Below are 19,025 nucleotides of genomic sequence, written 5' to 3'. Positions count from 1 at the left end.
CGAAGCCCGGCCCTTCAAGTGGGCCAAGACCGCCGACCAGATCCTCGACCGCATCTGCCGCTACTGCGACAGGATCTCCGAACCGGATCACTAGGGCTGTGGCGCCAGGGGGGTGAACAGGCGGAGCCGGTGGGCGAGCGCCGCGGCCTCCCCCCGGCTCGCGACGCCCAGCTTGGCCAGGATGTTCGACACGTGCACGCTGGCCGTCTTCGGGGAGATGAACAGCTCCTCCGCGATCTGCCGGTTGGTGCTCCCCGTCGCGACCAGGCGCAGGACGTCCCGTTCCCGGCTGGTCAGGCCCAGGGCCTCGATCGGGTCGGTGTCCGGGGCGGGTGCGGCCGGGCGGCCCTCGTCGGCGGTCAGCGGGAGCCTGGCGCGCCGGGCGAGCAGGGCCAGCTCCTCGCGGAGCCGTCGGGAGCCCAGCCGGTCGGCGGTGGCGTGGGCGTCGACGAGCAGCCCGGCGGCCGTCTCGCGGTCCCCGCCGGAGCCCAGCAGGGCCTCGGCGAGCCGGTGGCGGGCGCGGGCCAGGAGGTAGGGGCGCTCCAGCGGGCTGACGGCCGCCTCGACGGCGGTCCAGTCGGCGACGGTGTCGCGGCCCTCGGCGCGCAGCAGCTCGGCCCTGAGGTACTCGGAGTGGGCGCTCCACAGGGGTGCCGGGGTGGCCAGGGAGCGGGCGGCGGTGCGCACGGCCTCCAGGGCGGCGGCCCGGCCCTCGTCGGTGCCGGGCAGGCCCCTGGCGTCCGCTTCGGCGGAGGCGGAGGCCAGCAGGAGGGGCCAGGCGTAGCGGTGCTGGCCGAGCGGGAAGCCGTAGGCGATGGCCTGCGCGGTCTCGGTCCGGACGTCGGCGATGCGGCCCTCGCCCTCGGCCACGCCGACGGCCAGCCGGAAGAGCGGGATCCGGTGCTGGGGCTGGCTGTCGTGGGTGCCGAAGTGGGCGTGGGCGGCGGCGAGCTGGGCGGCGGCCTCGGCGAGTTCGCCGCGGGCCAGGGCCAGGTAGGCCAGGCGGGCGGAGGCGGAGCCGCGCGGGGCGGCGCCGTGGCCGACGCGCAGGGTGTGCCGGGCCGCTTCGGCGGCCTCGTCCCAGCGGCCGAGGCTGTACAGGCTCTCCGCCATGTTCCCGCGGACCCAGGCCTCGGTGTCCAGGAGCCGGGCCCTGCTGACGAGTTCGACCCCTTGTTCGGCCAGTTCCACCGCTTCGCGGGACCGGCCCATCGATTCGAGCTGGGAGGTGATGTTGATATGGGCGCGGCCCGCCACGACGGTGAAGCCGAGCCGGGCGGCGCGGTCCTTGACCGAGTGGAGCTCGGCGAGGCCGGTGGTGCCGTCACCGGAGTCCATGAGCAGGCAGCCGTAGGTGATGCGGGCGTTGAGCTCGGTCTCCTCGGCGCCGATCATCCGGGCGTACTCCACGGCCCGTTCGGCGGCGGCGAGGTTGCCGGGGCCCGGGTTGTGGAGCATGCCCCAGCCCGCGACCCGGACGAGGACGTCGGCGTGCACCTGGGACGGGGGCAGCCCCTTGACCAGTTCCTGGGCGGTGGCGATCTCGTGCCAGCCGTCGCCGCGGCCGAGGTTGGCGATCAGGCGGGAGCGCTCGGTCCAGAACCAGGCGGCGCGCAGGGGGTCGCCGCCGTCCTCGTCGAGGATGCGCAGGGCCAGCTTGGTGAGCTTCAGGGCGCGTTCGCGGTCGCCGCCGTAGCGGGCGGCGACGGTGGCCTCGGCGAGGAGGTCGACGCGCTGGAGCGGGGTGGCGGCCGGGTCGCAGCCGCAGGGCGGGTAGACCTCGGTGTAGTCGGCGGGGCGCAGTTCGCCCCGTACCTCGTCGGGGACGCCCTCCCACAGGTCCATGGCCCGTTCGAGCAGGCTGAGCTGCTCGGAGTAGGCGTGCCGGCGGCGGGCGGTGACGGAGGCCGCGAGGACGGCGGGCAGGGCCTTGGCGGGGTCGTTGGCGGCGTACCAGTAGTTGGCCAGCCGGATGATCCGCTCTTCGGCGCGGATCAGGGTCTCGTCGGCCTCCAGCGCCTCGGCGTAGCGCCGGTTGACGCGGGCGCGCTCGCCGGGCAGCAGGTCGTCGCTTACGGCCTCGCGGACCAGGGAGTGCCGGAAGCGGTAGCCGTCGCCGTCGGCGGTGGCGAGGAGGATGTTGGCACCGACGGCGGCGCGCAGGGCCTCGATGAGCTCGTCCTCGCCGAGCCGGGAGACGGCGAGCAGCAGCGGGTACTCGACGGTGGAGCCGCCCTCGGCGACGATGCGGACCACGCGCTGCGCGGCGTCGGGCAGGACCTCGACGCGGACGAGGAGGAGGTCGCGCAGGGATTCGGTGAGCCCGGTGCGGCAGCCGCTCTCGTGGGAGGCGACGAGTTCCTCGACGAAGAAGGCGTTGCCGTCGGAGCGGTCGAAGACCGAGTCGACGAAGGCCTCTTCGGGCTGCGAGGCGAGGATTCCGGCGAGCTGGCGGCGCACCTCGCCCCGGTTGAAGCGGGACAGTTCGAGGCGCTGGACGGTGCGGAGCCGGTCGAGTTCGGCGAGCAGGGGGCGCAGCGGGTGGCGGCGGTGGATGTCGTCGGCCCGGTAGGTGGCGACGAGGACGAGCCGGCCCCGGCCGAGGCTGCGGAAGAGGTAGGCGAGCAGGTGCCGGGTGGAGGTGTCCGCCCAGTGCAGGTCCTCCAGGACGAGGACGACGGTGCGGTCGGCGGCGAGGCGCTCCAGCATCCGGGCCGTCAGTTCGAAGAGGCGGGCGGTGCTCTCCTCGTCGTGGGGGCCGCGGGGGGTCTCGCCGAGTTCGGGGAGGATGCGGGCGAGCTCGTCCTCCTGTCCGGCGGCCGCGGCGGCGAGTTCGCCGGGGAGCAGGCGCAGCAGGGTGCGCAGGGCGGTCGAGAACGGTGCGAAGGGAAGGCCCTCCGCCCCGATCTCCACACAGCCTCCGACGGCCACCACGGCTCCGCGACGGGCGGCCTCGCCGAGGAATTCCTCGGTCAGCCGGGTCTTTCCGACTCCGGCCTCGCCTCCGATGAGGAGGGCCTGCGGCTCCTGGTCCGCGGCGCGGGCCAGGGCGTCGACGAGTACGGCCAGTTCGTCGGCTCGGCCGACGAACACCGGGCTGACAGATCTGGTTTCCACGCCGCCGAGCATCGCACACGGGTCCGGTCGGGCGGCAGTCGTTATCGGTGCGCTCGTCATCTCGCGTCATTCCACGGGGTGCGTGGCGCGGGTTACGCGGCGCGGGTGAAGAGGCTCCGGTGGCGACTCACCGTCCTCTCGCTTTCCTGGCCGCGAGAGGTGCGGGGGGCCTTCTTGGCCTCGCGGGCCATCCGGTACCGGTCGGCCTCGCGGATGAGGTCGGCGCGGCGGGCGGTGGCGATCTCGGACTCGAACATCTCGTTCTCCCTGGTTGCTCTTCTCGGGCACCTCGTTCGGTGTGATCCAAGATTCGCGTCCCAGAGGGGTGCGGCACATGGGGTGCATGCCGCATCTGTGGGGCCCCGGGGTCCTTAGGCCGGGGGCCCGAGGTCCTGAGAAGCCCTGGAGCCGCCCGGGGGCGGCCTAAGGCAGGGGGTAAGGCGGTGCCTACTCGGCGGCCGTCGGGAGGGGGACGAGGAGGTCGAAGTACATGAGTCCGAAGAGCAGGACTCCGAGGACGCCGAGGGCGACGGCGGCCCAGGAGACGGAGCGGACCCAGGTGGGATGGACGCGGCCGGGGGCGCCGAAGGCGGGGGCGGCGAGGACGACGGCGGCGAGCAGCAGGGCGAGGGAGGAGAGGAGGCCGTTGACGAGGGCGGTCATGTGCCAGGCGTCGCCGTACAGGGCGGCGATCTTCTCCTTGGCGGTGGTGGCGTTGGCCGACTCGATCTGGCCGATGAGGGTCTGGCGCTCGCCGATGACGCGGGCGACCCAGCTGCCGCTGAGGGCGATGAGGCCGAGGCCGGCGGCGGTGAGGGCGGCGGCCGCGGAGCCGACGCCGGTGGGCCGCTCGGGGAAGGCGTCCGCCCCGTCGTCGTCCGGGTCCTCGCCGGCCTCCTCGGCGGCCTCCTCGGCGGCGGGGTCCTCGGCGGCGTCGGCGGAAGCGGTGGTGGCGTCGGACGCGGCCTCGGCGTCCGGCCGGTCGGTTCCGGCGGCGGGGGCGGCGGTGTCCCCGGCCCCGGCCGGGGTACCGGTGACCGGCTTGTCCTCGGCGGCGTCCGCCTCGGGAGCGGTCGGAGCGGCGGTCTTGGTGGTGTCCATGGCGCGCACCGTAGGCGGCGTTTCTGAGAGGCTCCTGAGAGGCCTCGCGGCCCGCCGGGCCCGGCGGGCCGCGGGTCCCCGGCGGGGCCCGCGGCCGTGGCGGCTACGCGGTGCGGGCGGCGGCCCATTCGGCGGCGAGGACCGACCAGACCTCGGTGTCCTGGCGGACGCCGCGGTGCAGGTGGTTCTGGCGCAGGACGCCCTCGCGGGTGAGGCCCAGGCGCTCGGCGACGGCGATGCTCTTGCCGTTCCCGCTGGCGACGTGCCATTCGACGCGGTGCATGCCGCGCACGTCGAAGGCCCAGTCGATGAGCACCCGGCAGGCCTTGGTGACCAGGCCCCGGCCGGTGCCCGCGGGCTCCATCCAGCAGCCGACCTCGCAGTTGCCGGCGTCGGCGTCGAAGTTCGGGAAGAGGACGCCGCCGACGAGGGTGCCGCCGAGCCGGATGCCGTAGAGGCGGGCGCCGTCGGCGGCGGACTTCTCGGCGTTGGAGCGCAGGAGCCGGCGGGCCGATTCGAGGTCGGTGGTGCGGTCGGGGAAGCCGATGAACTCCCCGATGAACTCCCGGCCCCGGTCGATGTGCGCGAGGAACTCCTCCGCGTGCCAGACCTCCAGCGGGAAGAGCTGGGCGTCCTCGGCCAGGTCTATCGCGAACATGCGTGTTTCCTTACGGCTCGTAACCGGTCAGCGGGACAGCTCGGCCGGTTGCGCGTGGTCCGCGTCCGGCCGCTGCGCCGGAAGTGTCGCACGGGGGCGCCGCTCCGGGGGTTCGATGCTGATCCTGGGCATGCGGCGGTCGAGCCAGCCCGGGATCCACCAGTTCGCCCCGCCGAGCAGGTGCATGAGCGCGGGGACGAGCAGGGTGCGCAGGACGAAGGCGTCGAGGGCGACGGCGGCGGCGAGCGCGATGCCGAACATGGCGATGATCCGGTCCCCGCTGAGCACGAAGGCCAGGAAGACCGAGATCATGATGACCGCGGCCGAGTTGATCACGCGGCTGGTCTCGGCGAGGCCCACGCGCACGGCCCGCCGGTTGTCGCCGGTCTCCAGCCATTCCTCGTACATCCGGCTGACGAGGAACACCTGGTAGTCCATGGAGAGCCCGAAGAGCACCGACACCATGATCACCGGCAGGAAGGGCTCGATGGGGCCGGCGCTGCCCAGGCCCAGCGGTTCGCTGCCCCAGCCCCACTGGAAGATCGCGACGACGACGCCGAAGGAGGAGGCGACGGCGGCGACGTTCATGGCGGCCGCCTTGAGCGGGATGCCGAGGGAGCGGAAGGCGAGCAGCAGGAGCAGGCAGCCGAGGGCGATGACCACGCCGACGAAGAGCGGCAGCTTGCCGACGATCACGTCGGCGAAGTCGTCGTAGCCGGCGGTGACGCCGCCGACGCGGGCCTCCATGGAGCTGCCGTGTCCGGCGCGGGGGATGACGTCCTCGCGGAGCCGGTCGACGAGTGCGCTCGTGGCCCGGGACTGCGGGGCGGAGTCCGGGACGACCGTCAGGACGGCGGTGTCGCCGCTGCGGTTGAAGACGGCCGGGCCCGTGGAGGCGACGCCTTCGGTGGTGCGCAGGGCGTCGGCCAGCCGCTGGACGGCGACCCGGTCGCCGGCGCCGTCGAGCCGGGCGACGACGGTGAGCGGGCCGTTCACGCCCGGGCCGAAGCCGTCGGCGAGCAGGTCGTAGGCCTTGCGGGTGGTGGAGGTGGCCGGGTTGTTGCCCTGGTCGGAGGTGCCGAGGTGGAGCGAGAGGGTGGGCAGGGCGAGGACGGCCATGACGAGGGCGGCGACCAGGCCCAGGAGTTTGGGGTGGCGTTCGACGAAGGCCGACCAGCGGGCCGCGAACCCGGTGGGCGCCTCGGCCCGGGGGCCCTCGGCGGCGAGCCTGCGGCGTTCGCGGCGGGACAGGGCCCGTATGCCGATGTACGAGAGGAGGGCGGGCAGGAGGGTGACGGAGGCCGCCACGGTCAGGACCACGGTGAGGGACGCGGCTATCGCGACGCCGTTGAGGAAGTCGAGCCGCAGCACCAGCATGCCGAGCAGGGCGATGCAGACGGTGGCCCCGGCGAAGACGACGGCCCGTCCGGTGGTGGCGACGGCGTTCTCGGCGGCTTCCCCGACGTCCAGTCCGCGGGCCAGGCCCTTGCGGTGCCGGGTGACGATGAAGAGGGCGTAGTCGATGCCGACGCCGAGGCCGACGAGGGTGCCGAGCATCGGGGCGAAGTCGGCGACGGCCATGGCGTGCCCGAGGAGGGTGATGCCGAAGTAGGCGCTGCCGACGCTGACGAGGGCGGTCGCGATGGGCAGCAGGCTCGCGGCGAGGGAGCCGAAGGCGAGGAAGAGGACGAGCGCGGCGATGGCCACGCCGATGACCTCGGCGAGGTGGGGGCTGGGGGCCTCGGTCAGGCCGATGGCGCGGCCGCCGAGTTCCACCTGGAGGCCGCCGGCCTCGGTCTCGGGGTTCTTGGCCGCCTCGACGACCGCTCGGGCCTGGGCCTTGGGCACGGAGTCGGCCTGCCGGTCGAAGGTGACCACGGCGTAGGCGGTGCGGCCGTCGGGGCTGATCTGGGCGGCGGCGCCGGGGCCCGGCCCGTAGGGGCCGCTGACCGAGCCGACGCCGGGGAGGGCGGCGACGGCGTCCAGGGCCCGGCTCATCCGGCGTTCGACCTCGGGGGTCCGGGCGGTCTGGTGGTCCGGGGTCCGCCAGACGATGGTGTCGGTGTCGCCGCCCTGGCCGTGGAAGCCGTCGCGCAGGAGGGCGTTGGCCCTGCTGGACTGCGTGCCGGGGACCTCGTAGTCGTTGGAGAACGCCGTTCCGGCGGCCGTGGCCGCGGCGGCGGTCCCGCCGAGGGCGAGCAGCCAGATCAGGACGGTGACCAGCCGGTGTCGCATGCACCACCGTGCGATTGCTGCCAACGGACGTGCTCCCTGGTGGTTCGGATCTTCAGCGGGAGTCGGCCCGACGCAAAGAACGCTTGAACTCGTGAAGTCGTGACGGGTGGGTCGTGGACTTGTGAAAGGTGCGGCCGCGGCGGGCGGCCGAGGTGTGTGGGTTTACACCTCGGTCGACACGATCGCAGCGTTTCGTGATCGTCGGTCGCTTTCGTGTGCATCGTCACAGGCCTGGCCCTCGGCGGGCCCTTCGGCCCGGTAGCCCGGGACGGAGGGCCAGCGGACGGTGAGGACGACGGTGTCCTCCTCCGCGTACCAGGAGTGGTCGACGCCCCGGCCCCAGACGACGTAGTCGCCCTGTTCGGCGAGGACGACGGTGCGCCCGGGGAACTCCAGCCGGAAGCGGCCGCTGATCAGCACCTGGAGGGCGGTGCGCCGCTCCCCGGTGACCCAGCGCCCGCGTGCCTCGCCCTTGGGGTGGACGCCCCACTTGATCTCGACGTCCTCGCTGTGGCGGGGGTCGCCCGGTTCCTTGAAGTGCCCCAGGAGCCAGCCCCGGTCGGCGGCGGCGTCGGGGGCGGCCTTGCCGGTGTAGATGGTGTGGTCGTCGTTCACGAGGGTGAGGCTAATGGACTTGTGGGGGCGGAGGATCAGCTGATGAGGTGCGCGCATGACGATGGATCTTGATGAACTGCTGAAGGTGCGCGACCGCTACGACACCGAGGTGCGGCGCGGAGCGGAGGGCCCGCACGTGGAGCGGGCGGGCCGGGTCGTGCGGATCAGCGTGCCCGGCTGGAACGGGGTGGTGTGGTCGGACCTCGACGAGGACACGGCGGACGCGGAGATCGCGGCGCAGGTCGCGCACTTCGGCGCCGGCGGCCAGGCGCCGGGCGGGCCGGTGTTCGAGTGGAAGCTGTACACCCATGACCGTCCGGCCGATCTCGCCGACCGGCTGCGGGCGGCGGGCTTCGTGCCGGAGCCGGCCGAGACGCTGATGGTGGGACGGACCGCCGACCTGGCCGCCCTGCCGGTGGAGCCGCCGGAGGGGATCACCCTGCTGCGGGTGACGGACGAGGCGGGCGTGGACCTGATGATGGCGGCGCACGACCGGGCCTTCGGTGTCGAGCGGCCCCGGATCAAGGAGGAGGTGCTCGCCCAGCTGCGGGAGGACCCCGAATCCATCGAGGTCGTGGTGGCGATGGCCGGGGAGGTCCCGGTCAGCTCGGCCCGGATGGAGATCCGGGCGGGCAGCGACTTCGCCGGCCTGTGGGGCGGCGGCACCGACCCGGACTGGCGGGGCCGGGGCATCTACCGCCTGCTGGTGGCCCACCGCGCCCGGATCGCGGCCGAGCGGGGGATCCCGTACCTCCAGGTCGACGCCTCGGACGACAGCCGGCCGATCCTGGAGCGCCTGGGCTTCGGGGTGCTGGGCGTCACCGTCCCGTACATCTGGCAGGGCTGAGGGGGCGCTCCGGCGGCCGCCGGGGCGGACGGGCCCCCGGCGGGCCGCCGACCGGGCCGCCGGCCGGGCCGCGAAATCGCTTCCCGGGCCGCCGAAGACGCGGCAGGATCGCGACCATGGACACCACCGAACGCATGGGACCGCCCCTGACCGGGGACGAACGCGAGACCCTCCGCGCCTTCCTCGACTTCCACCGGGCCACCCTCGCCTGGAAGTGCGACGGACTCACCGACGAGGAACTGCGCCGCCAGGCCTCCCCGCCCTCCACCCTCTCCCTGCTGGGCCTGGTCCGGCACATGGCCGAGGTGGAGCGCCAGTGGTTCCGCCGCACGATCGGCGGGGACACCGAGGTCCCGCACCTGTGGTCGGACAGCCGCGACTTCCAGGCCGCCTACGACGCCTCCGGCGCGACCCGCGCCGAGGCCTTCGCCGCCTGGGAGGCGGAGGTGGCGCACTCCCGCGCGGTGGAGGCGGCCGCCGAGTCGCTGGACGTGACGGCGTACGTGCCGAAGTGGGAGGAGGACGCCTCGCTGCGCCTGGTGATGCTGCACATGATCCACGAGTACGCCCGCCACAACGGCCACGCCGATTTCCTGCGGGAGTCGATCGACGGCACCGTCGGCGCCTGACCGGACCTGGCGGCAGGGCACCCCCCGATCACCCTTATAGTTAGGGCAGCCTAACCTAAGACACTGGGGGAAGAGCGTGAGCGCTGTGACCACCGAGACCTACGAGGTCTACCGCGACAGCTGGGGCATCCCGCACCTGCGGGCGTCCGACCCGCTCCGCCTCTCCTACGCCCAGGGCCGGGTCACCGCCCGGGACCGGGCCTGGCAGCTGGAGGTGGAGCGGCACCGCGCCCAGGGCTCCAGCGCCTCCTTCCTCGGGGCCGACTGCGTCTCCTGGGACCGCTTCGCCCGCCAGGCCCGCCTCGACGACACCGCCCACCGGTGCTTCGAGGCCCTGGACGCGGACACGGCCGCCTGGGTCGGCGCCTACGTCGACGGGGTCAACGCGGGCCTCGCCGAGGGCGCGGCCCGCGACGACCGCTTCGCGGCCGCCGGCCATTCCCCCGCCCCCTGGAAACCGTGGGTCCCGCTCTCGATCTGGATCGGCACCCACATCCTCTTCGCGGGCTTCGCCACCAAGCTCTGGCGCGACCGCGTCGCCCGCGCCCTCGGCGACGGCGCGGCCACGCTCTTCGCGACCGACGGCCCCGGCACCGCCGGCAGCAACGGCTGGCTGGTCCCGGGCGACCGCACCGCCGGCGGCGCGGCGATCATCGCGGGCGACCCGCACCGGTTCATCGAGGACCCCGGCGTCTACCAGCAGATCCGCCTGGCCTGCCCCCAGTACGACGTCCTCGGCCTGGCCGTCCCCGGCGTCCCGGGCCTCGCCCACTTCGGCCACGCCGGTTCCGTCGCCTGGGCCATCACCAACGCCATGGCCGACTACCAGGACCTCTACACCGAGCGGCTGCGCCCCGCGGCCTACGGCGTCGAGGCGCTGGGCCCCGACGGCGACTGGGAGGCGGTGGCCCGCCACACCGAGACCATCGCGGTCGCCGGCGGCGAGGACGTCGAGGTCGAGGTCCTGGAGACCGCCCGCGGCCCGGTGATCGTCAACGACGACTCCGGCGTCCTCTCCCTGCGCTATCCGCCCCGCGTCCGCGCCGACCTCGGCTTCGCCGCCCTGCCCGCGCTGCTGCGCGCCCGCACCGTCGCCGATGTCGACCGCGCCCTCGACGGCTGGGCCGAGCCCGTCAACGTCGTGCACGCCGCCGACACGGAGGGCGGCCTGCTGCACCGCGTCGCGGGCGCCGTCCCGCTGCGCGAGGCCGCCAACCGGCTGCGCCCGGTGCCCGCCTGGGACGTCCGGCACGCCTGGCGGGGCTGGGCCGAGACCCCCGCCGAGCCGGTACGGGGCTTCGCCGTGATGGCGAACGCCCGCGGGATCGCCTCCCCGCTGGGCGTGGAGTTCGCGCCCCCGCACCGCGCCGACCGGATCCGCGCCCTCCTCGACGCCTCCGCGGACTGGTCCCCGAAGGCGATGGCCGAGGTCCACCGCGACACCCGCCTGGCCTCCGCCGCACCGCTGCTCGACCTGCTGCCCGGCCTCGGCGCCCTCTCCCCCGCCGCCGACCGGCTCCGCGCGCGGCTGCTGGCCTGGGACCGGCACATGGAGGCCGACAGCACCGACGCCGCCGTCTTCGCCGCCTTCCGGACGGCCGTCGTACGCCGCCTGGCGGCCGACCCCGTCTTCGCTGACCTGGCCGGCGCCCCCGGCGGCCCGGAGGTGTTCCACCCCTGGCTGTACCTGGTCCCCCGCGTCGGCTACGCCCTCGAAGGCCTCCTCACCACGCCCCTCCTGCCCGGCCTGGACCGCGCGGCGCACGTCCGCGCCGCCCTGGAGGAGACGGCGGCCGCCGGAGCCCCCGAGACCCCCTGGTCGGACACCCACCGCCTGACCCCCTGGCAGGCCGTCCCGGACCCGGAGGCCGTCTGGCCCGGCCTGGGCGGCGACCACGACTGCGTCAACGCCACCTCCTCCGTCCCGGGGGTCACGGACACCGTCGCCCGCGCCTCGGCGGCCCGCTACGCCTGGGACCTGGCCGACCGCGACAACAGCCTGTGGGCGGTCCCGCTCGGCGCCGACGGCGTCACCGGCTCCCCCCACCACCGCGACCAGCTCCCGCTCTGGGCCCGCTGCGAACTCGTACCGGTCGTCACCGACTGGACCCGCCTCACCAAGGAACCCTCATGACCCGCACCGCCATCTACAGCCACCCCGTCGAGGGCTTCGGCACGGTCTCCTTCGCCCCCGTCGACCCCGCCGCCGACGCCGCGCTGATCCACAGCTGGGTCACCGAGGAGCGGGCCCGCTTCTGGGGCATGGGCGGGGCCAGCCGCGAGCTGGTGCAGGAGATCTACGAGGACGTGGACCGCCGCACCACCCACCACGCGTTCATGGTCAGCCTGGACGGGGAGCAGGTCGCGCTGTTCCAGACGTACGACTGCGCCGAGGACCGGGTCAGCGAGTGCTACGAGGTCCGGCCGGGGGACGTCGGCGTGCACCTGCTGCTCGGCCCCAGCGGCGGCGCGGCCCGGCACGGCTTCACCGGTGCCCTGATGGAGGCCTTCCTCACCTACCTGTTCACCGACGGTGGCGCCCTGCGGGTGGTCGGCGAGCCCGACGCCCGCAACACCAAGGCCATCGCCCTGCTGGAGCGCACCGGCTTCGAGCTCGGCCCGGAGGTGGAGCTCCCGGAGATCGACCTCCCCGAGGTCTACCTCCCGGCCAAGCCCGCCCGCCTGGCCTTCCTCAACCGACCCGCAGCTCGCTGAGGAACCCGGTCACCAGCGCGGCCCATTCGGTCGGGCGCTCGGCGAAGGGGAGGTGACCGGTGGGCAGCTCCGCGTACCGGGCGCCCGGCACGGCCTCGGCCAGCTCCCGCTGGAGCTCCACCGGGACGAGCCGGTCCTCGGTGGTCGCGATCACCAGGGCCGGCACGGAGACCCCCGCAGCCTCCGCGCGCAGATCGGCCCCCTTGATCAGGTCGACCTGATCCACCGTGCCCGCGGGTACGGACGCGGCGGTCGCCCGCACGAAGTCCTCGACCTCCTCCGGGGTCAGCCCCTCCAGCGCCGCCGGGCTGAGCGCCAGCGGCACCATCAGCCGCGCCAGCAGCTCGTTCTCACCCCGTGCCGCCAGCCCCGACCACAGGTCGCCGACCAGCTTCAGCCGGTTCCCGGCCCGCACGAAGGTGGCCGTCAGCACGAGCGCGGTCACCCGCTCCGGATGGCGGGCGGCGATCCGCAGCGCCACGTTCCCGCCGAGGGAGTACCCGAGCACGGCGAAGGTCTCCAGCCCCTCGGCGTCGGCGGCGGCCACCAGCTGGTCGGCCAGCTCGTCCAGCCGGAGCGGCTCGTCGGACTTCGGAGTCCCGCCGGTGCCGGGGTAGTCGACGCCGACGACGCTGTGCCCGGCCGCCAGTTCGTCGAGGATCGCCCCGAAGTTCCCGTCGACGGAGCCGCTTCCGCCATGGGCGAGCAGCAGACCGGGACCGCCGCTCTCCTTGCGGACGGTACGGGCGTAGGAGGCGGTGATGACGGACATGGCAGGACCTCGTTCATTTCCCTAGCGATCGTTACAGATTGAACAGTACACAGCTTCTCTATCGATCACTACAGAAATAGTTCGTACACCGATTCTGTACGGGTGGCGTACGTGCGGTTCGCGCGTCGGCGGAGCCGCGAGAGGGGAAAGCGTCGGGAAGGTCGTCGGCGTCCTGCTGGCCCATCAGCGCAAGCTCTCCGGACTCACCCAGGCCAGGCTGGCCGAACTGGCCCACTGCGACGTGGAGTCCATCGCCTCCGTGGAACAGGGCCGCCGGCCGCTGTCGGTGAAGATGGCCCAGGTCCTGGAACCCCACCTCGACGCGAAGGGGGCCGTGCTCAACGCGGCGGCCGCCGTCCCGCGCCGCGAGCGATATCCGGCTTTCGTGCGGGAGTGCATGGAGCACGAGGAGGAGGCGTTGAGCCTGCTGTCCTATGAGAACGCAGCCGTTCCGGGCCTGCTCCAGACCCCCGAGTACGCGGCTGCGGTCTTCTCCAACTTCCACCCCCATGCCCACCGACCAGATCACCCAGCAGACGGAGGACCGCATCGCCCGCCAGAAGCGATCGAGCACAGCAAGAGCCTGCTGGACGACCTGCCAGGAGAGTCATGACGCACCAACTGGCCTGGTTCAAGTCGGGCTACAGCAGTGACGCCGGCGGTAACCGTGTCGAAGTCGCCTACAACTGGCGGAAGTCGACCTACAGCGGCAGCCAGGGCGGCGACTGCGTCGAGGTAGCCGCCCACCCCGCCGCCGTGCACGTCCGCGACTCCAAGGTGGCCGACGGCCCCGTCCTCACGGTCTCCCCCACCACCTGGTCCGCGTTCCTGGGAACCACTGTTTCCCATTGACCCCACCCACCCCGGCCAGCCAAGCTGATCTCCGTCAACTGACTGGCCTTGGGGGGAGCTTGACCAGCCAGAGCCTGTACATCGGCCCCGACTCGGCGTCCGACCGTTACCGGTTGCTGCGGTCCATCGGACGCGGCGGCGAGGCCGTGATCCACCTCGCGGAGATCCAGCTGGCGGGCGGGGCCGAGCCGGTCGTCGTCAAGGTGTTCGACTCCACGACGACGATCCCGTCCGAGGAGTTCGCCCGGATCAGCCGGAAGTGGAACGAGCAGGCGGAGCTGCTGCGCTTCGTCCACCGGCCCGGGGTCGTCGGCGTGCGGGAGCACTTCGAGGGCCCGCCGATCCACCGCCGGGGTGAGGCCTCCGGCCTGTCCGGGCGCTCCCTGGTGCTGGTGATGAACCACGTGGACGGGCTCGACCTGCGCGACTGGCGGACCGAGCGCGACCTCTCCACCCCCGCCGGGCGGCGCGAGGTGATGCGGACGCTGGAGCAGCTCGCCGACGTGCTGGACTGGCTGCACTCGGGGAAGGCCACCCCGTCCGGGCGCCAGGTGGTCCACGGCGACCTCTCCCCCGGCAACGTGATGGTCGACGCCGACGGGCAGGCCACGCTGGTGGACTTCGGCCTCAGCAAGCTGACCGCCGAGCACCGGACGGCCGAGATCTGGTTCACCCCCGGCTATGCGGCCCCCGAGGTCTTCGACGGCAGGCGCACCCCGGCCACGGACCGGTACGCCTTCGGCGCCCTCGCGTACTTCCTGCTCAGCGGGGAGTCGCCGCCCCGCGCCCCGGGGCTGCTGGCCGAGGCGATGGCGCAGCTGCCGCAGGTCGCGGCGCTGGACGCCGAGCGGCGGGCACGGATCGCGGCGCTCTGCGCCGACGACCCGCAGCAGCGGCCGCCGAGCCTGGCCGGCTGGGTGCAGGAGCTCCGCCAGGCCGTGGTCTCCCGGCCGCTGGGCGGGGTCCGGGACGCGCGGCCGGCGCGGACGCCGGGACGTCGGCGCCCGGTCCTGATGGCGGCGGGGGGCGCGGTGCTCCTGACCGCCCTCGCGCTCACCGGCGTGAAGCTGTTCGGGGACTTCACGCAAGGGGATGACGGCGGCGGCCGCGACCGTGCGGGCGGCACGCAGCCGACGGCCCCGTCCGCCTCCCGGTCTCCCTCCCCGACCCCTGCCGCGTCCGACCCCGGCGGGGTCTCGCTCACCACCCTGGACCCGGTCGCCAAGAGCGAGTACGCCTGGTTCGAGGCGGGCGGCGGCACGCTCGGTTCCCAGCGCTACGACACCGCCCTGGTGGCCGCCGGTCCCTACAAGATCTGCGACGGGTCGGCCTCCTACGACCTGGGCGGCGGCTGGAAGACCCTGACCATGGTCGCCGGCGTCGACGACGCCTCGACGCACGCGAGCGCCGACGTCACCGTGGACGTGGACGGCAAGTCCGTGTGGAGCGGCACCCTGCGCGTCGGATCGCCGAAGCCGCTGTCGATCGACGTCGCGAACGGCAAGCGCCTCGACATCTCCTACGTCGACCCGGGGCGCACCTGCGGAATGGGCCGGCTCGTGCTGGGCACGCCCACCCTGAAGAAGTAGCGGAGCGGCGCACTCAGTCGGACGACGACACCCCGAGGTCTTCGCGCATGGCCGCGCGCATCTCCCGGAGCAGGCCCCAGACCTCCTGCTGGGCCCGGGAGACCGTCGCCATCGTCTCGCCCTCCTCGGGGTCGCCCCGTTCCAGCCGTTTGACCTGGCCGTAGACCAGGTTCAGGGCGTGGTTGACGGCCGTCGCCGCCCCGAGGACGGCGTCCGGGGCGATCATCTGCGCCTCGGAGTACGTGTCCCGGTGGGCGGCCTTGGCCGCGTCGAGGACCTCCCGGTCCGCGTCCCCGGCCCCGCCCTCCCGCATGACGTGCAGGTGGCGGTTGAGGGCGGTGGTGAACTGCCGCGAGTCCCGGTTGAGGGCCGTGTAGCAGCCGCGCCGCAGCGTCAGGTGGTCCCGTACCGCGTCGTGCGCCCGCACGAGTTCTATCTCCCGGCGCTTCGCCCGCTCCGCGCCCCGCTGCGTGAGCAGCGAGGCGCCCAGGGTCCCCGCCACGCCCACGGCGGCGATGACCATCGCCCCGATCTCCATCCCGTTCCCCCTCCGTACAGAAGAGACGGCCCGTACCGGTCGGGTCGATCGGTACGGGCCGCCGTGCTCACAGCCGTCCTGAGCTACTCGGAGACGCCGAGCTTCTCCAGGATGAGCTCCTTGACGCGGGCCGCGTCGGCCTGGCCGCGGGTGGTCTTCATGACCGCGCCGACCAGGGCGCCGACGGCGGCGACCTTGCCGCCGCGGATCTTGTCGGCGATGGCCGCGTTGCCCGCGATGGCCTCGTCCACGGCCGCGCCCAGCGCGCCCTCGTCCGAGACGACCTTCAGGCCGCGCTTCTCGACGACCTCGTCCGGGGTGCCCTCGCCGGCGAGGACGCCCTCGATGACCTGGCGGGCCAGCTTGTCGTTCAGGTCGCCGGCCGCGACCAGGGCCGCGACGCGGGCCACCTGGGCCGGGGTGATCGGCAGCTCGTCGACCGACACGCCCTGCTCGTTGGCGTTGCGGGCCAGCTCGCCCATCCACCACTTGCGGGCGGCCGCCGAGTCGGCGCCCTCCTCGATCGTGGCGACGATGGAGTCCACCGCGCCCGCGTTGAGGATGGACTGCATGTCGTGCTCGCTGACGCCCCACTCCTCGCGGAGGCGGTTGCGGCGCACGCGCGGCATCTCCGGGAGGCCGGCGCGCAGCTCCTCGACCCAGGCGCGGGCCGGGGCGACGGGGACCAGGTCGGGCTCCGGGAAGTACCGGTAGTCCTCGGCGTTGTCCTTGATGCGGCCGGCCGTGGTGGAGCCGTCCTCCTCGTGGAAGTGCCGGGTCTCCTGCACGATGGAGCCGCCCGACGAGAGCACCGCCGCGTGGCGCTGGATCTCGAAGCGGGCCGCGCGCTCGACGGAGCGCAGGGAGTTGACGTTCTTCGTCTCCGAGCGGGTGCCGAATTCCTTCGTCCCGTTCGGGCGCAGCGACAGGTTCACGTCGCAGCGCATCTGGCCCTTGTCCATCCGGGCCTCGGAGACGCCGAGGGCCTTGATGACCTCGCGCAGCTCGGCCACGTACGCCTTGGCGACCTCGGGGGCCCGCTCGCCGGCGCCCTCGATCGGCTTGGTGACGATCTCGATGAGGGGGATGCCGGCGCGGTTGTAGTCCAGCAGGGAGTGGGACGCGCCGTGGATGCGGCCGGTGGCGCCGCCGACGTGCAGCGACTTGCCGGTGTCCTCCTCCATGTGGGCGCGCTCGATCTCCACGCGGAAGACCTCGCCGTCCTCCAGCTGGACGTCCAGGTAGCCGTTGAAGGCGATGGGCTCGTCGTACTGGGAGGTCTGGAAGTTCTTCGGCATGTCCGGATAGAAGTAGTTCTTCCGGGCGAAGCGGCACCACTCGGCGATCTCGCAGTTCAGCGCGAGGCCGATCTTGACGGCGGACTCGACGCCGATCGCGTTGACGACCGGGAGCGAGCCGGGGAGACCGAGGCAGGTGGGGCAGGTCTGCGAGTTGGGCTCGGCGCCCAGCTCGGTGGAGCAGCCGCAGAACATCTTGGTCTTGGTGCCGAGCTCGACATGGACCTCGAGGCCCATGACGGGGTCGTACGACGCGAGGGCGTCTTCGTACGACAGCAGTTCGGTGAAGGTGGTCACGGTGAAACTTTCCCTCTCAGCCCAGCAGGACGTCGTCGTCGCCCAGGCGCTTCAGCTCGCGGTACAGGATCGCGAGCCCGGTGACGATGGCGGCGGCGGACACGACGGCGTCGACGAGCTGGAGCGTGTCGTGCTCGGTGCGGGCCTTGCGCACCTGCTTGATCACACTGAAGGCACCGAAGGCGGTGGTGCCCATCGACAGGTAGGTCCCGGTCTTCGACTTCTTGAAGCCCTTGGCCTTGGACAGCGCACTCGAACTCACAGCGACGGAGCCTCCTCAAGCAGCGGGTGGCCCCAGCGCTCGACGAAGGCGGCCTCGACGGCCGCGCCGACCTTGTACAGACGGTCGTCCTTCATCGCCGGGGCGATGATCTGCAGACCGACCGGGAGACCGTCCTCCGGGGCCAGGCCGCAGGGCAGCGACATGGCGGAGTTGCCTGCCAGGTTGGTCGGGATGGTGCAAATGTCCGCGAGGTACATCGCCAGCGGGTCGTCGGTGCGCTCACCGATGGCGAAGGCGGTGGTCGGGGTCGTCGGGGAGACGATCACGTCGACCTGCTCGAAGGCCTTCTCGAAGTCCTTCGTGATGAGCGTGCGGACCTTCTGGGCGGAGCCGTAGTACGCGTCGTAGTAGCCGGAGCTGAGCGCGTACGTGCCGAGGATGACGCGGCGCTTGACCTCGTCGCCGAAGCCGGCTTCGCGGGTCAGGGCGGTGACGTCCTCGGCGGACCTCGTGCCGTCGTCGCCGACGCGCAGGCCGTAGCGCATGGCGTCGAAGCGGGCCAGGTTCGAGGAGCACTCGGACGGCGCGATCAGGTAGTACGCGGCCATCGCGAGGTCGAAGGACGGGCAGTCCACCTCGACGATCTCGGCGCCGAGCTCCTTGAGGAGCTCCACCGACTCGTCGAAGCGCTGGGTGACGCCGGCCTGGAAGCCCTCGCCGCGGAACTGCTTGACCACACCGACGCGCATGCCGGCGACGGAGCCGTTGCGGGCGGCCTCGACGACCGGCGGGACCGGGGCGTCGATGGAGGTGGAGTCGAGCGGGTCGTGGCCGGCGATGACCTCGTGGAGGAGGGCCGCGTCCAGGACCGTGCGGGCGCAGGGGCCGCCCTGGTCGAGGGAGGAGGAGAAGGCCACCATGCCGTAGCGGGAGACGCCGCCGTAGGTGGGCTTCACGCCGACGGTGCCGGTGACGGCGGCGGGCTGGCGGATGGAGCCGCCGGTGTCCGTGCCGATAGCGAGCGGGGCCTGGAAGGCGGCCAGGGCGGCCGCGGAGCCGCCGCCGGAGCCACCGGGGATCTTGGTGAGGTCCCAGGGGTTGCCGGTGGGGCCGTACGCGCTGTTCTCGGTGGAGGACCCCATGGCGAACTCGTCCATGTTGGTCTTGCCGAGGATGACGACGTCGGCTTCCTTCAGCTTGCGCGTCAGGGTGGCGTCGTAGGGCGGGATCCAGCCTTCGAGGATCTTCGAACCGACGGTGGTCGGCACGCCGACCGTGGTGAAGATGTCCTTGAGGGCGAGCGGGACGCCGGCCAGCGGGCCGAGCTCCTCGCCCGCGGCGCGCTTGGCGTCGACGGCGCGGGCCTGCGCGAGGGCGCCCTCGCGGTCGACGTGGAGGAAGGCGTGGACCTTCTCGTCGGTCGCGTCGATGCGGGCCAGGTGGGCCTCGGTGACCTCGACGGCCGTCAGCTCGCCGGAGGCGATCTTCGCGGCGGTCTCGGCGGCCGTCAGCTTGATGATGTGGGTGTCAGCCATGGTG

At 73.3% G+C, this 19,025-nt stretch carries 18 protein-coding genes; 7 read left to right on the top strand and 11 right to left on the bottom strand.

Translation table 11 applies throughout. The annotated features are described in order from the left end of the window. Positions 1 to 90: 90 nt before the first annotated feature. The 6 genes from ACIRBY_RS27460 to ACIRBY_RS27435 all read right to left on the bottom strand — a co-directional run bounded on the left by ACIRBY_RS27460 (position 91) and on the right by ACIRBY_RS27435 (position 7,726). Positions 91 to 3,129 (bottom strand): AAA family ATPase, encoded by a 3,039-nt coding sequence (locus ACIRBY_RS27460; RefSeq protein ID WP_403905210.1) that lies wholly within the window; start codon positions 3,127 to 3,129, stop codon positions 91 to 93. A gap of 80 nt (positions 3,130 to 3,209) precedes the next feature. Then, positions 3,210 to 3,374 (bottom strand): hypothetical protein, encoded by a 165-nt coding sequence (locus tag ACIRBY_RS27455; RefSeq protein WP_403905207.1) that lies wholly within the window; start codon positions 3,372 to 3,374, stop codon positions 3,210 to 3,212. 190 nt (positions 3,375 to 3,564) lie between these two features. Then, complete coding sequence (locus tag ACIRBY_RS27450) at positions 3,565 to 4,218, bottom strand: hypothetical protein (protein ID WP_403905205.1); 654 nt, start codon at positions 4,216 to 4,218, stop codon at positions 3,565 to 3,567. Between the two features lie 103 nt (positions 4,219 to 4,321). Next, positions 4,322 to 4,876 (bottom strand): GNAT family N-acetyltransferase, encoded by a 555-nt coding sequence (locus tag ACIRBY_RS27445; protein WP_403905202.1) that lies wholly within the window; start codon positions 4,874 to 4,876, stop codon positions 4,322 to 4,324. A 27-nt stretch (positions 4,877 to 4,903) separates the two neighbouring features. Continuing rightward, complete coding sequence (locus tag ACIRBY_RS27440; protein WP_403905200.1) at positions 4,904 to 7,135, bottom strand: MMPL family transporter; 2,232 nt, start codon at positions 7,133 to 7,135, stop codon at positions 4,904 to 4,906. A 138-nt stretch (positions 7,136 to 7,273) separates the two neighbouring features. Next, entirely contained in the window at positions 7,274 to 7,726 is a 453-nt protein-coding gene (locus ACIRBY_RS27435; protein ID WP_403905251.1) for a signal peptidase I, read from the bottom strand. Between the two features lie 61 nt (positions 7,727 to 7,787). Between ACIRBY_RS27435 and ACIRBY_RS27430 the strand changes: the two genes are divergently transcribed. From ACIRBY_RS27430 to ACIRBY_RS27415, 4 genes are all read left to right on the top strand, one after another. Then, positions 7,788 to 8,573: a GNAT family N-acetyltransferase gene (locus ACIRBY_RS27430; protein ID WP_403905248.1), complete on the top strand. Its 786-nt coding sequence runs from the start codon at positions 7,788 to 7,790 to the stop codon at positions 8,571 to 8,573. Between the two features lie 116 nt (positions 8,574 to 8,689). Then, positions 8,690 to 9,202, top strand: coding sequence for a DinB family protein (locus tag ACIRBY_RS27425; RefSeq protein WP_403905198.1), 513 nt, complete (start codon positions 8,690 to 8,692; stop codon positions 9,200 to 9,202). An 85-nt stretch (positions 9,203 to 9,287) separates the two neighbouring features. Beyond that, positions 9,288 to 11,336 (top strand): penicillin acylase family protein, encoded by a 2,049-nt coding sequence (locus ACIRBY_RS27420; RefSeq protein ID WP_403905195.1) that lies wholly within the window; start codon positions 9,288 to 9,290, stop codon positions 11,334 to 11,336. After that, a complete protein-coding gene (locus ACIRBY_RS27415; RefSeq protein WP_403905193.1) occupies positions 11,333 to 11,917 on the top strand; it encodes a GNAT family N-acetyltransferase in 585 nt (194 codons plus the stop codon). The genes ACIRBY_RS27420 and ACIRBY_RS27415 overlap by 4 nt, the downstream gene beginning before the upstream one ends. Here the strand turns inward: ACIRBY_RS27415 and ACIRBY_RS27410 are convergent. Beyond that, entirely contained in the window at positions 11,895 to 12,689 is a 795-nt protein-coding gene (locus ACIRBY_RS27410) for an alpha/beta fold hydrolase (protein WP_403905190.1), read from the bottom strand. The two genes, ACIRBY_RS27415 and ACIRBY_RS27410, sit on opposite strands and share 23 nt — an antisense overlap. 37 nt (positions 12,690 to 12,726) lie before the next feature. Here ACIRBY_RS27410 and ACIRBY_RS27405 point away from each other — a divergent pair, with 37 nt between their 5' ends. Genes ACIRBY_RS27405 through ACIRBY_RS27395 form a run of 3 tightly spaced genes read left to right on the top strand, consistent with a single transcriptional unit; the run spans position 12,727 to position 15,130 of the window. Beyond that, on the top strand, positions 12,727 to 13,302 hold the full coding sequence (locus ACIRBY_RS27405; protein WP_403905245.1) for a Scr1 family TA system antitoxin-like transcriptional regulator: 576 nt from the start codon (positions 12,727 to 12,729) through the stop codon (positions 13,300 to 13,302). Beyond that, complete coding sequence (locus tag ACIRBY_RS27400) at positions 13,299 to 13,541, top strand: DUF397 domain-containing protein (protein WP_403905188.1); 243 nt, start codon at positions 13,299 to 13,301, stop codon at positions 13,539 to 13,541. The genes ACIRBY_RS27405 and ACIRBY_RS27400 overlap by 4 nt, the downstream gene beginning before the upstream one ends. Positions 13,542 to 13,600: 59 nt before the next feature. After that, positions 13,601 to 15,130 (top strand): protein kinase, encoded by a 1,530-nt coding sequence (locus tag ACIRBY_RS27395; protein WP_403905186.1) that lies wholly within the window; start codon positions 13,601 to 13,603, stop codon positions 15,128 to 15,130. 13 nt (positions 15,131 to 15,143) lie between these two features. On the opposite strand, the gene ACIRBY_RS27390 is transcribed toward ACIRBY_RS27395, so the two are convergent. From ACIRBY_RS27390 to gatA, 4 genes are all read right to left on the bottom strand, one after another. After that, complete coding sequence (locus tag ACIRBY_RS27390; RefSeq protein ID WP_403905183.1) at positions 15,144 to 15,668, bottom strand: hypothetical protein; 525 nt, start codon at positions 15,666 to 15,668, stop codon at positions 15,144 to 15,146. Positions 15,669 to 15,751: 83 nt separating this feature from the next. Continuing rightward, positions 15,752 to 17,263, bottom strand: coding sequence for an Asp-tRNA(Asn)/Glu-tRNA(Gln) amidotransferase subunit GatB (gene gatB, locus ACIRBY_RS27385; protein ID WP_403905181.1), 1,512 nt, complete (start codon positions 17,261 to 17,263; stop codon positions 15,752 to 15,754). 16 nt (positions 17,264 to 17,279) lie between these two features. Beyond that, on the bottom strand, positions 17,280 to 17,459 hold the full coding sequence (locus ACIRBY_RS27380) for a hypothetical protein (RefSeq protein ID WP_344165909.1): 180 nt from the start codon (positions 17,457 to 17,459) through the stop codon (positions 17,280 to 17,282). Positions 17,460 to 17,521: 62 nt separating this feature from the next. Further along, positions 17,522 to 19,021: an Asp-tRNA(Asn)/Glu-tRNA(Gln) amidotransferase subunit GatA gene (gene gatA, locus ACIRBY_RS27375; protein WP_403905178.1), complete on the bottom strand. Its 1,500-nt coding sequence runs from the start codon at positions 19,019 to 19,021 to the stop codon at positions 17,522 to 17,524. Positions 19,022 to 19,025 lie beyond the last annotated feature (4 nt).

It is taken from the genome of Streptomyces sp. NPDC096136, from assembly GCF_044763325.1.
Taxonomy (GTDB): domain Bacteria; phylum Actinomycetota; class Actinomycetes; order Streptomycetales; family Streptomycetaceae; genus Streptomyces.
The sequence above is the reverse complement of the archived record's forward strand: the minus strand, read 5'-3'. Positions and strand labels throughout refer to the sequence as shown.